Source organism: Streptomyces taklimakanensis (assembly GCF_009709575.1).
GTDB classification, from domain to species: domain Bacteria; phylum Actinomycetota; class Actinomycetes; order Streptomycetales; family Streptomycetaceae; genus Streptomyces; species Streptomyces taklimakanensis.
This window is the reverse complement of record NZ_WIXO01000001.1, coordinates 2,420,744-2,433,894: the sequence shown is the minus strand read 5'-3', so window position 1 is coordinate 2,433,894 and position 13,151 is coordinate 2,420,744. Positions and strand designations below refer to the sequence as shown.

The 13,151-nt window shown below is 74.3% G+C and carries 12 protein-coding genes; 7 read left to right on the top strand and 5 right to left on the bottom strand.

From position 1 onward, the window contains the following. Positions 1-14 precede the first annotated feature (14 nt). Complete coding sequence (locus F0L17_RS10560; protein WP_162466043.1) at positions 15-224, top strand: MbtH family NRPS accessory protein; 210 nt, start codon at positions 15-17, stop codon at positions 222-224. A gap of 26 nt (positions 225-250) precedes the next feature. Here F0L17_RS10560 and F0L17_RS10555 read toward each other — a convergent pair whose 3' ends face one another. Continuing rightward, entirely contained in the window at positions 251-790 is a 540-nt protein-coding gene (locus tag F0L17_RS10555) for an ArsR/SmtB family transcription factor (RefSeq protein ID WP_155070873.1), read from the bottom strand. A gap of 91 nt (positions 791-881) precedes the next feature. Here F0L17_RS10555 and F0L17_RS10550 point away from each other — a divergent pair, with 91 nt between their 5' ends. Both F0L17_RS10550 and F0L17_RS10545 read left to right on the top strand, forming a co-directional pair. After that, positions 882-1,949, top strand: a complete 1,068-nt coding sequence (locus tag F0L17_RS10550) for a hypothetical protein (RefSeq protein ID WP_155070872.1) — start codon at positions 882-884, stop codon at positions 1,947-1,949. A 125-nt stretch (positions 1,950-2,074) separates the two neighbouring features. Continuing rightward, on the top strand, positions 2,075-2,581 hold the full coding sequence (locus tag F0L17_RS10545) for an anthrone oxygenase family protein (RefSeq protein WP_338018033.1): 507 nt from the start codon (positions 2,075-2,077) through the stop codon (positions 2,579-2,581). Between the two features lie 49 nt (positions 2,582-2,630). Here the strand turns inward: F0L17_RS10545 and F0L17_RS10540 are convergent, their stop codons facing one another. Then, positions 2,631-3,428: a TetR/AcrR family transcriptional regulator gene (locus F0L17_RS10540; RefSeq protein ID WP_155070871.1), complete on the bottom strand. Its 798-nt coding sequence runs from the start codon at positions 3,426-3,428 to the stop codon at positions 2,631-2,633. 89 nt (positions 3,429-3,517) lie between these two features. On the opposite strand from F0L17_RS10540, the gene F0L17_RS10535 reads away from it, so the two are divergent. Both F0L17_RS10535 and F0L17_RS10530 read left to right on the top strand, forming a co-directional pair. Beyond that, the gene (locus tag F0L17_RS10535) at positions 3,518-4,579 is read left to right on the top strand and encodes an ATP-binding cassette domain-containing protein (protein WP_155070870.1); all 1,062 of its coding nucleotides are present in this window, start codon (positions 3,518-3,520) and stop codon (positions 4,577-4,579) included. After that, positions 4,576-5,448: an ABC transporter permease gene (locus F0L17_RS10530; RefSeq protein ID WP_155070869.1), complete on the top strand. Its 873-nt coding sequence runs from the start codon at positions 4,576-4,578 to the stop codon at positions 5,446-5,448. The genes F0L17_RS10535 and F0L17_RS10530 overlap by 4 nt, the downstream gene beginning before the upstream one ends. Positions 5,449-5,486: 38 nt before the next feature. Here F0L17_RS10530 and F0L17_RS10525 read toward each other — a convergent pair whose 3' ends face one another. Both F0L17_RS10525 and serC read right to left on the bottom strand, forming a co-directional pair. Further along, entirely contained in the window at positions 5,487-5,879 is a 393-nt protein-coding gene (locus tag F0L17_RS10525) for a pyridoxamine 5'-phosphate oxidase family protein (protein WP_155070868.1), read from the bottom strand. A gap of 111 nt (positions 5,880-5,990) precedes the next feature. Beyond that, a complete protein-coding gene (serC, locus tag F0L17_RS10520; RefSeq protein ID WP_162466042.1) occupies positions 5,991-7,109 on the bottom strand; it encodes a phosphoserine transaminase in 1,119 nt (372 codons plus the stop codon). An 87-nt stretch (positions 7,110-7,196) separates the two neighbouring features. Here serC and F0L17_RS10515 point away from each other — a divergent pair, with 87 nt between their 5' ends. Together F0L17_RS10515 and F0L17_RS10510 are read left to right on the top strand one after the other, a co-directional pair. Then, the gene (locus tag F0L17_RS10515) at positions 7,197-10,133 is read left to right on the top strand and encodes an FAD-binding and (Fe-S)-binding domain-containing protein (protein WP_155070867.1); all 2,937 of its coding nucleotides are present in this window, start codon (positions 7,197-7,199) and stop codon (positions 10,131-10,133) included. A gap of 171 nt (positions 10,134-10,304) precedes the next feature. Continuing rightward, a complete protein-coding gene (locus F0L17_RS10510) occupies positions 10,305-11,960 on the top strand; it encodes an alpha/beta fold hydrolase (RefSeq protein ID WP_155070866.1) in 1,656 nt (551 codons plus the stop codon). A 75-nt stretch (positions 11,961-12,035) separates the two neighbouring features. On the opposite strand, the gene F0L17_RS10505 is transcribed toward F0L17_RS10510, so the two are convergent. Then, the gene (locus F0L17_RS10505; RefSeq protein ID WP_155070865.1) at positions 12,036-13,136 is read right to left on the bottom strand and encodes a citrate synthase 2; all 1,101 of its coding nucleotides are present in this window, start codon (positions 13,134-13,136) and stop codon (positions 12,036-12,038) included. Positions 13,137-13,151: the final 15 nt, after the last annotated feature.

Here is a 13,151-nt window from a genome sequence, read left to right as displayed (position 1 = left end):
CGAGAGGACGAACCGTGACCAATCCCTTCGACGACCACGACGCGTCCTTCCTGGTGCTGGTCAACGACGAGGGTCAGTACTCGCTCTGGCCCGAGTTCGCCGACGTTCCGGCCGGCTGGACGCGCGACTTCGGCCCCGACAGCCGCGCCGCCTGTCTGGAACACGTCGAGACCGTCTGGACGGACATGCGCCCGAAGTCCCTCGTCGCGGCGGTGGGCGACTGATCCCGCGCACCGCCCGAGCGGTGCGCCTAGTGGCGGGCCGCGGTGATCACGACCAACAGCGGGACGAGCCGGGTCGGTGGGACCTGGTAGTGCCCGCGGCCCGCCGTCTCCAGCCAGCCGGCGGAGACGAGCTGCCGCAGGTGGTGGTAGATCTGGCCGGTGGTGCCGAGGCCGTCCAGCTCCACGAGTTCGGCGACCGCGGTCCGTCCTTCCAGCAGCGCCTGGAGCAGCCGCAGCCGGACCGGTTGCCCCAGCGCACCCAGTGCGTCGGCCAGCTCCGACCAGTCGGACTCCAGCACCGACTCGGTGGCGGCGGAGCGTTCCCACTCCACGCGCTCCCCGCCCGGGCCCGCCACGGACCCGGCGAACAGCACCCCGCCACGTGCCGCCTCCCGCAGCCGCTCCCGGAGCTGCGGCAGCACCCGGTACGCGTCGGCGACCGGCTCCTTGTCGCCCCCCGGGCTTCCCGTGCCGCTCCCCAGCCGCCCCTCAAGTTCGGAGACCCGACGCGCCAACTCGGCGACCCGCCCGGCCAACGCATCGTTCGACGACGCATCCCCACTCATCCCGCCAGCCTAGCGCCGGGTGCCCGGCCCGTCCGGAGCGGCACCCGTCCCGTCGGGTGTCCCCGTGCGCGGGGATGGCAGGCTGGGGGGCATGCGGAGGCTGGTGTGCGCCCTGGGCGCGGCGACGGTGATCCTGTCGGGGACGGTCCGGACGGTCGAGGCGCCCGGGACGCCGGGAACGGCCGCCGCGTCCGACCCCGCCGACGGCTTCACCATCGAGGACGAGCGGATCACCGAGTCCAGCGGCCTGGCCGCGAGCCGTGCCCACCCCGGCGTGTACTGGACGCACAACGACAGCGACGACGGGCCGTACGTGTACGCCGTGGACGGCCGCACCGGTCGGACGGTCGCCACCGTCACCCTCGCGGGCGTCGCCCCGCGCGACGTGGAGGCGATCTCGGTCGGTCCCGGCGGCGTCCACGTCGGCGACATCGGCGACAACTTCGGCGGGCGGTGGACCGAGGTGTGGATCCACCGCTTCGCCGAACCGGAGGAGTTGGGCGACCGGACGGTGGAGGCCACCCGCCACACCGTGCGCTACGCCGACGGTCCGCGCGACGCCGAGTCGCTGGCCGTCCACCCCGTCACCGGACGGGTGTACATCGTCAGCAAGGAGAAGGGGGGCGGGGCGCTGTACGCCGGGCCCGAGGAGCTCTCCGCGTCCGGCACCAACGTCTTCACCCGCGTCGCGGAGATCGACCTGTGGGCGACCGACGCCGCGTTCTCCCCGGACGGCACCCGGCTGGCGGTGCGCGGCTACTTCGGCGGCACCCTGTACGCCTGGGAGGACGGCCGGCCGCGCGAACTGGGGCCGCTGACCGTGCCGGTGCAGCGCCAGGGGGAGTCGGTCGCCTTCACCCCGGACGGCCGGACGCTGCTGTACGGCACCGAGGGCGAACGCGGCGCGGTGCAGCCGATGCCGCTCGCCGACGAGTTCCTGCCCGAGAGCGCGCGACGGGAGGACCGGTCCGGCGACGGCGGCGAAGGCGGTGACGGGAAGGCGACCGGCCGGGACGACACCGCCGCCGGCGGAACGGACGGGTCGGAGAGCGGCGGCACCGTCGGCCTCGGCCTCGTCCTCGCCGTCGGGGCCGTCCTGTTCCTCGTCCTGCGCCGGTCCGGGCGCCGGTCCGGGCGCCCGGGCGGCGGGACCGGCTGAGCCGTGGACACCCGGCGCGTGCCCGGGGGCGGTCCTGGAAGCGGTACCGGTCCGGCGGTACGGTGAGCCCGCTTCGAGCACGGTGTACGGACGGGTGTCCGCCCACGTCCGGAAAGGGGGGCCGCGTGGAAGCGCTCACGACGCTCTCGCTGCTGGTCGGCACGGTGACCACGGGACTGATGGCCGGACTGTTCGCCGGTTTCGCCTACGCGGTGATGCCGGGGCTGGGCCGGGGGGACGACCGCACGTTCGCCACCGCGATGCGACAGATCAACCGGGCGATCCTCAACGGCCGGTTCCTGACGTGCTTCATGGGGACGCCCGTCGTGCTGGGGCTCGCGGTCGTCCTGCTGTGGACCGGGGACGACCGCTCCGCCCTGCCGGCCGCCGTCGCCGGACTGGTCCTGTACCTGGTGGTGTTCGCCGTCACCGCGGCCGTCAACGTCCCGCTCAACGAACGGCTCGACGCCGCCGACGCCGCCGACGCCGCCGACGCCACTGCCGACACCGCCGCGCGGCAGCGCTTCGAGCGGCCCTGGGTCCGCTGGAACACCGTCCGCGCGGTGGCGTCCACCGCCGCCCTCGCCTGCCTGGCCTGGGCCCTGGTGCTGCACGGACGCGGTACGGCCTGAGGGCGTCCGCCGGGCCGGGCACGTGCCGGGCGCCGGGCACCGTGGGCGGTCAGCCGCAGCCGGTGTCGCCCTCGCCGCGGCCCAGCCCGGAGTCGGGGGAGCCCCCGGTCTCGACGAACGCCTCCAGACCGTCCAGCAGGCGTTCCAGGCCGAACTCGAAGAGTTTCTCGCCGGGGACGGCGAAGGCGTCCTCGGCGAGGGCGGCCGCGTGCGGGTACGCGCCGCTGAGCATCGCCTTCTCCAGCATCGGCACGTGCGCGGTCCAGAACTCCTCGTCGCTGATGCCGGTCCGCCGCGCGGCCTGGGCCGCGTAGACGTGGGTGCGGGCGCAGCCGGCCACGTAGCCGTCGAGGGCGACGATGAAGCCCATCCGCTCCCGGTCGGTGATGTCGAGCCCGGCCAGTCCCGACAGGGCGTAGTCGAAGCCGGCCATGCCGCCGGGGCCGAGGACCGGGCGCGCCAGGTTGGTCTGGAGCAGCCAGGGGTGGGCCAGGTACATCCGCCAGTTGCCGACGGCCACGTAGCGCATGGTCGTGCGCCAGCCGGCGTCGCGGGGGGCGTCGGGGCCGGGCATCATCCGGTAGGCCCGGTCGATCATCAGCTCCAGCAGCTCCGCCTTGCCGGGCACGTAGCGGTAGAGCGACATCGCGCCGACGCCCAGCTCGGCGGCGACGCGGCGCATGGAGAGCGCGTCGATCCCCTCGGTGTCGGCGATGCGCACCCCCGCGTCGACGATGCGTTCCAGGGACAGGCCCGGCTTGGGGCCGCGTGAGGGGCGCTCGCCGGAGCCCCACAGGAGTTCGAGGCTGCGCTTGAGGTAGCCGCCGTCGCTGTTCTCGGTCGTCATCGTGCCTCCATCCTACGGGTGCGGGAAAAAACTGAGTACGGTGTACCCACAATCGGGTACGCTGTACCCGGTTCGGAGGGAGGCAGTACATGACGACACTGATCGGCGACACCGGGGCCGGCCGGCACACGGAGCACGCCGTGCTGGCCGAGGGCCTGGTGAAGAGGTACGGCGACAAGCGGGCCCTGGACGGCCTGGACCTCGCCGTCCGGCGCGGCACGGTGCACGGCGTCCTCGGCCCCAACGGGGCGGGCAAGACCACCGCCGTCCGCATCCTGACCACGCTGGTACGGCCCGACGCCGGGCGCGCCACCGTGGCCGGGCACGACGTGGCGCGCGAACCCGACCGGGTGCGCCGCGGGATCGGGCTGGCGGGGCAGTACGCGGCGGTCGACGAGATCCTCACCGGCCGCCAGAACCTGGAGATGTTCGGCCGGCTGTTCCACCTGGGCGCCCGGCGTGCCCGGCAGCGGGCCGGTGAGCTGCTGGAGCGCTTCGCGCTGACCGAGGCGGCCGACAAGCCGCTCAAGACCTACAGCGGCGGTATGCGGCGCCGCCTGGACCTGGCCGCCGGCATGATCCTCGCGCCCGAGGTGCTCTTCCTGGACGAGCCCACCACCGGTCTGGACCCGCGCAGCCGCAACGAGGTGTGGGACGCGGTGCGCTCCATGGCCGCCGCGGGCACCACGGTGCTGCTCACCACACAGTACCTGGAGGAGGCCGACCGGTTGGCCGACCGCGTCACCGTGATCGACCGCGGTGTGCGCATCGCCGACGACACCCCCGCCGCCCTCAAGAGCGCCGTCGGCGGCGACCGCGTCGAGGTGGTGGTGTACGACGCGGCCGACGTCCCCGCCGCCGCCGAGGTGCTCGCCCGGGTCGCGGACGAGGGGACCGAGCCGTACGTCGATCCCGAGGAGCGCCGCCTCCACGCGCCGGTCACCGACCGGGTGGCCGCCCTCACCGAGGCGGCCCGCGCCCTGCAGGACCTCGGCGTCGGGGTGGAGGACATCGGCCTGCGACGCCCCACCCTGGACGAGGTCTTCCTCCGGCTGACGGGCCACCGGACGGACGCCGGGGCCGAGGACGGCCACGGGAACGGGACGACCGGGGAGTCGGACACGACGAAGGAGAGGGAGACCGTCGCATGACCACCGCACCGAAACCCGCGCACCGCGCCGAACCCGGGGCGACGACCCCGACGAGCGTCCCCGTCCTCCCCGACGGCCCCGAGCGGCGCCTGTACTGGGCCCTCGCCGACTGCTGGACGATCGTCCGCCGCGACCTGCTGCACCTTCTCCGGCAGCCGTCCATCGTCGCCTGGCAGCTCGGCTTCCCGATCGTCTCGGTGCTGCTGTTCGTCTACGTCTTCGGCAGCGCCATGGACGTGGGCGCGGCGGACTACGAGTCGTACGCGCTGCCCGGCATGTTCACCATGACGATGGCCTTCGGCTTCATGAACACGGCGATGGCCGTCGCGGTCGACAAGGAACGCGGGGTCACCGACCGGTTCCGGTCCATGCCCATGGCCTCCTCCGCGGTGGTCACCGGGCGCGGGGTCTCCGACGTGCTGCACGCCGCGCTGGATCTGCTGGTGCTGGCCGCGATCGCCCTGGTGGTCGGCTGGCGCTCGGACGGCGGGGCGCTCGCCACCCTCTACGCGTTCGCGCTGCTGCTCCTGCTGCGCTCCGCGCTGATCTGGGTCGGGGTGTTCATCGGGCTGCTCGTCCCCAACCAGGAGGCGGCGGGGAACCTGTTCGCGCTCGCCTTCCCGTTCGGCATGATCTCCAGCGTCTTCACCCCGCCGTCGATGATGCCGGACTGGCTGGGCGCCATCGCGATGTGGAACCCGGTCTCCTCCACCGCCAACGCCGTTCGGGACCTCTTCGGCAACCCGGCGCCCGTCGGCGGGAGCTGGATCGAGCAGAACGCCGCCCTGATGGCGGTGGTCTGGCCGCTGGTGATCACGGCCGTCTTCCTGCCCCTGGCGGTGCGGCGCTTCCGGCGGCTGTCGCGCTGACGCGTTCCGCCGGACGTCCCGCACCCCCGTCCGGCGGATCAGCGCTCGCCGACCGGCCGCAGCTCGTACAGCACCGACCGGTCGAGCATCGCCCAGTGCCCCAGCGGCACCAGCGAACCCCGCACCGGGTGTTTCCGGGCCAGGCACCGGGCGGCGTGCCGGGCCTCGCGGCCGGTCAACCGCCGCACGTCCACCTTCACCGGAGCACCCGCCGGGGTGCCGCCGAGGGTGGCGGGGGAGATCTCCGCCTCGGGGCGGCGGCGCAGCCGCTCGGCCGTGCCCGACCGGCCGGGCACGCGCACGTAGGCGCGGTCGTCCGCCACGGCGATCGCCGTGGCGGTGCCCACCGGCGCCCCCTCGGGGGCGTACGTGGCCAGCCAGACGCGCGGCTCGTCGACGAAGAGACGCAGTCCGGTACCGGGAGTGGTCATGTGCCGCCGGGTACCTCACCGGCGGCGGGGGAAACGGACGCCGGGGACGACCGGGCCCGGCCGCGGCGGCGGCCGGGCCCGGTGCGTCCGGAAGGGCTTCGGAAGGCGGGATCAGAGCCGCTCGACGACGTGGTCCACGCACGCCGTCAGCGCCTCGACGTCCGCCGGCTCGACGGCCGGGAACATCGCGACCCGCAGTTGGTTGCGGCCCAGCTTGCGGTAGGGCTCGGTGTCCACGATGCCGTTCGCGCGCAGCACCTTGGCGATCGCCGAGGCGTCCACGCCGTCGGCGAAGTCGATCGTGCCGACGACCTGCGAGCGCTGGGCGGGGTCGGTCACGAACGGGGTGGCGAACTCGGACTTCTCCGCCCAGCCGTACAGCCGCGAGGAGGAGTCGGCGGTGCGGGCGGCGGCCCACTCCAGGCCACCCTGGCCGTTGATCCACTCCAACTGGTCGGCCAGCAGGAAGAGGGTGGCGATGGCCGGGGTGTTGTACGTCTGGTTCTTGCGGGAGTTGTCGATGGCGGTCGGCAGGTCGAAGAACGCCGGGATGTGCCGGTCGCTCGCCGCGATCCGCTCGGCGCGCTCCAGCGCCGCCGGGGAGAACACGCCGATCCACAGGCCGCCGTCGGCCGCGAAGGACTTCTGCGGGGCGAAGTAGTAGACGTCCGTCTCGGCGATGTCCACCGGCAGGCCGCCCGCGCCGGACGTGGCGTCCACCAGGACCAGGGAGCCGTCCTCGGCGCCCGTGGGCCGCCCGATCGGCATGGCGACGCCGGTGGAGGTCTCGTTGTGGGTGAGGGCGTAGACGTCCACGCCCGCCTCGGCGCGCGGCAGCGGGTGGGTGCCGGGCTCCGAGGAGATCACGCTCGGTTCGGCCAGCCACGGCGCCAGCTTGGCGGCCTTGGCGAACTTCGAGGAGAACTCGCCGAAGGACAGGTGCTGGGACTTCGTCTCGATCAGGCCGTGGGTCGCGATGTCCCAGAAGGCCGTGGAGCCGCCGTTGCCGAGGACCACCTCATAGCCCTCGGGGAGGCGGAACAGCTCCTTCACTCCCTCGCGCACCCGGCCGACCAGGTTCTTCACCGGTGCCTGGCGGTGTGAGGTGCCCATCAGGGACGTGCCGGTGGCGGCCAGGGCGCTCAGCGCCTCGGGGCGCACCTTGGACGGGCCCGAACCGAAACGTCCGTCGGCGGGCTTGAGGTCTGCGGGAATCTGGAGATCGGCCACGGAACGGAAGGGTAGTCCGTCGGAGCCGTCGTCTCCGGTCGGCGTCCACCCCGCGAGACACGCCCTCGTGGTGGGAAGGCTGGTGCCATGAGCGACAGCGCGGAGCAGAGGGCAGAGCAGAGGACGGAGCGGAGGAGGGAGCAGCGGACGGGGCCGGTGGGCGCGACGGGCGGCGCCGCGCGGGCGGGCGACCCCGCCCTGGTGGAGGCGCTGCGGGCCGCCGTGCGCGGCGAGGTCGCCGGTGACCGGGCGAGCCGCGCGCTGGTGACGATGGACGCCTCCAACTACCGACGGGTGCCGTCGGCCGTGGTGGCGCCGCGCGACGCCGACGACGTGGCGGCGGCGTTGGCGGTGTGCCGGGAACGGGGAGTGCCGGTGGTGCCGCGCGGCGGGGGCACCTCCATCGCCGGACAGGCCACGGGCACGGGAGTGGTGCTGGACTTCACCCGCCACATGGACGCGATCGAGTCGATCGACCCCGCCACCCGTACGGCCGTCGTCCGACCGGGGGTGATCCTGGACGACCTGCGCCGGGCGGCCGGCGCCCACGGACTGACGTTCGGCCCCGACCCGTCCACCCACAGCCGCTGCACGCTCGGGGGCATGATCGGCAACAACTCCTGCGGCTCCCACTCGGTGGCCTGGGGCACCACCGCCGACAACGTGCTCGCCCTGGACGTGCTCACCCACGGAGGTGAGCGGGCCCGGCTCGCGCCCGGCGGGGACGGCGTGCCCGAACGGCTGCGCGCCGGGGCGCGGGCCCTGGTCCGGGAGGAGTTGGCGCGGCTGCGCACCGGCTTCCCCGACCTGCCCCGCCGCATCTCCGGCTACGCGCTGGACGCGCTGCTGCCGGAGAACGGGGAGGACTGGGCGCGGGCCTTCACCGGCAGCGAGGGCACCCTCGGGGTGGTCACGAGCGCGACGGTGCGGCTGGTCGAGCGCCCCGGCGCGCGGGTGCTGGCGGTGCTCGGCTACCCGGACGAGAGCGCCGCCGCCGAGGCCGCCGTCACGCTGCTGCCCCACCACCCGCTGACCGTGGAGGGCATGGCCGCCGATCTGGTACCCGGCACCGAGCGGGCCTCGCTGCCCCGCGGCGAGGCGTGGTTGTTCGTCGAGGTCGGCGGGGCGGACGCGGCCGAGGCGCGGGCGGCGGCCGAACGGCTGTGCCGGGCCGCCGCCGACACCGCCGCCGACCACCTGCTGGTCACCGACCCGGCCGGGCGACGCGCCCTGTGGCGGGTCCGCGAGGACGCCTCCGGCACCGCCACCCGCATGCCCGACGGCAGCGAGGCGTGGCCGGGCTGGGAGGACTGCGCCGTCCCGCCCGCCCGGCTGGGCGCCTACCTGCGGGACTTCCGGGCCCTGCTGGCCGAGCACGGGCTGCGCGGACTGCCCTACGGCCACTTCGGCGACGGCTGCATCCATGTGCGCATCGACTTCGACCTGGTCCACGACGAGGGCGTCGCCCGCTTCCGCCGCTTCTCCACCGACCTGGCCGACCTGGTGGCGGCCCACGGCGGTTCGCTCTCGGGCGAACACGGCGACGGGCAGGCGCGCGCCGAACTGCTCCCGCGCATGTACGGCCCGGAGATGGTGGAGCTCTTCGCCCGCTTCAAGGACCTGTGGGACCCGGCCGGCGGCCTCAACCCCGGCATGCTCGCGCGCCCCCACCGCCTGGACGAGAACCTGCGCTTCGCGTCGCTGCCCCGCCGACCCGTCACCGACGTGGCGTTCGGCTACCCGGACGACGGCGGGGACTTCTCGGCGGCGGTGCGCCGCTGCGTGGGCGTCGCCAAGTGCCGCAATCCGTCGGGGAGTCCGGGCGTGATGTGTCCGTCCTACCGGGCGACGGGCGAGGAGGAGCACTCCACGCGCGGCCGGGCGCGGCTGCTGCACGAGATGCTGGCGGGCGAGGTGGTCACCGACGGCTGGCGCTCGAAGGAGGTCCACCGGGCGCTGGACCTCTGCCTGTCCTGCAAGGGGTGCCGCCGGGACTGCCCGGTGGGGGTGGACATGGCCACCTACAAGGCCGAGTTCCTCCACCACCACTACGCGGGCCGCCTCCGTCCGCCGGCGCACTACTCGATGGGGTGGCTGCCGCTGTGGCTGCGGGCGGTCTCCGCCGGCCGAGTCGCGCCGCTGCTCGACCTCCTGGCCCGCACCCCGCTCGCGGCCCTGGGCAAGCGGCTGGGCGGCATCGCGCCGGAGCGGGAGATCCCGTCGCTGCCGCGCGCCCCGTTCCTGCGCCTGTGGCGGCGGGAACTGCGGCGCCGGCGGGCGGAGGGCGGCCGGCGCGGCGGCCGGCGCGTCGTGCTGTGGCCCGACACCTTCACCAACCACCTGTCCCCCGAGGCGGGTACCGCCGCCGTGCGGGTGCTGGAGGCGGCCGGTCTGGAGGTGGTGCCGCCGCCCGGCGCGGACCGGGTCTGCTGCGGTCTGACCTGGATCTCCACCGGGCAACTCGACGGCGCACGCCGGGTGCTGCGCCACACCCTGGAGAGGCTGGAGCCGGTGCTGGACGCGGGGGTGCCCGTCGTCGTCCTGGAGCCGCCGTGCGCGGCGGCGCTGCGCACCGACGCACCCGAGCTGCTGCCCGACGACCCGCGCGCGAAGCGGCTGGCGGAGTCCGTCCGCACCTTCGCCCAGGCCCTGGAGGAGTACGCCCCGGACTGGACCCCGCCGCGCCTGGACCGCCCGGTGGCCGGCCAGACCCACTGCCACCAGCACGCCGTCCTGGGGGACGCGGCGGAGCGACGGCTGATGGAGAAGGCCGGGCTGACGGGCGAGCTGAGCGACGGGTGCTGCGGGTTGGCCGGCAACTTCGGCTTCGAGAAGGGGCACTACGAGGTCTCCGTCGCCTGTGCCGAGGAGAAGCTGCTGCCGTCGGTCCGCGCCGCCGCTCCCGGCACCGAGCTGCTGGCCGACGGCTACTCCTGCCGCACCCAGCTCGCCCAGCTCGGCGGGTACCGGGCCCGCCATCTGGCGGAGGTGCTGGCCGAGGCGCTGGAGGGCGCCCCGGGGTGAGGGCCGGGGTGAGGGCCGGGGCCGGGGCCGGGGAGGACGGCGCGGTGTCCGCGAAAGTTACGGACGCGTAACTCCCCAAGGGGTTACTGGGAGTAAGTTCCGGACTTTACCCTCGGGTCACTTTCCCCACACGCGCCGGCTCCCGGGCCGGACCGAGACAGGAGAGGGCCCATGGGACACCCTCACAGGCACCTGCGCACCTCCGCGGCCGTCGTCGCCTCGGCGGCGGTGCTGGCCGGGACGGTGGTCGGCCCGTCGTCCGCCGCTCACGCCTCCACCGACGCGACCGCCGCCCCGACGACCGTGCGGTTCGTCGACATCCCCGGCCACGGCGGCACCAGACTCGCCGCCAACGTCGTCGCCCCCGGCGACGTGGGGGGTGCCGCCCCCGGCGACGTAGGGGGTGTCGCCCCCGGCGACGTGGGGGGCGGTGCGGACGGCGGCCGCCGGTACCCGCTCGTCGTGCTTCCGACGAGCTGGTCCATGCCGCAGGTCGAGTACCTGGCCCAGGCGAGGAGGTTCGCCGAGTCCGGCTACGTCGTGGTCTCCTACAACTCCCGCGGATTCCTCCAGTCCGGCGGCGAGATCGAGGTCGCCGGGCCGCCCGACGTCGCCGACGCCTCGCGCGTCATCGACTGGGCGTTGGCCAACACCCCCGCCGACCCCGACCGCGTCGGCATGGCGGGCATCTCCTACGGCGCCGGCATCAGCCTGCTCGCCTCCGCCCACGACGAGCGGATCAAGGCCGTGGTGGCGATGAGCGGGTGGGCCGACCTGGTCGGTTCCATCTACAGCGGCCGCACCCAGCACACCCAGGCCGCCGCGTTCCTCACCGGCACCGGTTACCTCACCGGCCGCCCCAGCGACGAGTTCCGGGAGATCATCACCGGTTTCCTCGGCTCCGACCTGGAGAAGGAGGGGGAGATGATCGAGTGGGGGAAGAAGCGCTCCCCCGCGACGTACCTCGACCGGATCAACGCGAACGGCGCCGCGATCATGCTGGGCAACGCCTGGGGCGACTCGATCTTCCCGCCCAACCAGTACGCCGACTTCTACGAGAAGCTGACCGTCCCCAAGCGTCTGGAGTTCCGCCCCGGCGACCACGCGACCGCCGACCTGACCGGCCTGCTGGGCCTGCCCAACGACGTGTGGAACAGCGCCGAACGCTGGCTCGACCACCACCTCAAGGGCGAGGACAACGGCATCGACCGGGAGGCGCCCGTCCACCTCGACGTCCGAGCCGGGGGGAAGGAGTCCCACCCGAGCTGGAAGGCCGTCTCATCCGGCACCGAACGGATCGCGCTGAACGACACCGAGAGGATCCTGACGGGCCTGGACTCGGGGGCGAACGGCGGCACCGTGATGCTCACCGGCCTCCTGGACCAGTTCCTCAGCCTCCCGCCGACCGTCTCCGTCCCCCTGCTGCCCGACTGGTACTCGGCCGCCTGGACGTCGCGGCGGTACGCCGAGGAGCAGCGGATCCGCGGCACCGTGAAGCTGCGCACCACGGTGACGAGCAACCGCTCCAGCGGCACCTTCGTCGCCCACCTGTACGACGTGAACGCGTTGGGCGTCGGCAAACTCGTCACCCACGCGCCGTTCAGCTTCCACGACAAGGAACCGGGCGAGCCGTTCGCGGTGGACCTGGAGTTGTTCTCCACCGCCTACGACGTGCCGGCCGGGCACCGGCTCGCCCTGGTGGTCGACACCGTCGATCCGCTCTACGCCGAGCACAACCCGCTCGGCGCCAGGCTCACCTTCTCCTCGCCCGCCGGCAGCCCCTCCCACGTCGAGGTCCCCGTGCGCGACTCGACCGCCCGTCGCTGACGGACCGCCGGGCCGGCCCCGGCCAGGCGCACCGGTGCGCCTGGCCGGGGCCGGCCCGTACGGAAGCGGGGAGGGTCAGCCGGCGGCCGCGCCGTACCCCTCGATCTCGCGCGGACCGCGCGGCCCGGGGCCGACGTAGCGCGCGGAAGGACGCACCAACCGTCCGGTGCGCTTCTGCTCCAGGATGTGCGCCGACCAGCCGGCGGTACGGGCGCAGGTGAACATCGAGGTGAACATGTGCGCCGGCACCTCGGCGAAGTCCAGCACGATCGCCGCCCAGAACTCCACGTTGGTGGCCAGCACCCGGTCCGGGCGGCGGTTGTGCAGCTCCTCCAGTGCCGCCTTCTCCAGCGCCTCGGCCACCTCGAAGCGCGGTGCGCCCAGCTCCTTGGCGGTGCGGCGCAGCACCCGGGCGCGGGGGTCCTCGGCGCGGTAGACGCGGTGGCCGAACCCCATCAGCCGTTCGCCGCGGTCCAGGGCGCCCGTCACGTACGCCCGGGCGTCGCCGGTCCGCTCGATCTCCTCGACCATGCCCAGCACCCGGGAGGGCGCGCCGCCGTGCAGCGGGCCGGACATCGCGCCGACCGCGCCCGACAGCGCCGCCGCCACGTCCGCGCCGGTGGAGGCGATGACGCGGGCGGTGAAGGTGGAGGCGTTCATGCCGTGCTCGGCGGCCGACGACCAGTAGGCGTCCACGGCCGCGACGTGCTTGGGGTCGGGCTCGCCCCGCCAGCGGCGCATGAAGCGCTCCACCACGGTCTCGGCCTTGTCGATCTCCTTCTGCGGCACCATCGGCAGGCCCTGGCCGCGCGCCGACTGCGCCACGTAGGACAGCGCCATCACCGCGGCCCGGGCCAGGTCCTCGCGGGCCTGCTCCGCGTCGATGTCCAGCAGCGGCTTCAGGCCCCACACCGGTGCGAGCATCGCCAGCGCGGACTGCACGTCCACCCGGATGTCGCCGGAGTGCACCGGGATGGGGAAGGGCTCGGCCGGGGGGAGACCGGGGTCGAAGCTGCCGTCCACCAGCAGGCCCCAGACCTTCTCGAAGGGAACGTGGCCCACCAGTTCCTCGATGTCCACGCCCCGGTAGCGGAGGGCACCGCCCTCCTTGTCGGGCTCGGCGATCTCCGTCTCGAACGCGACGACTCCCTCGAGCCCGGGTACGAAGTCGGACATCAGGCGGCTCCTCGT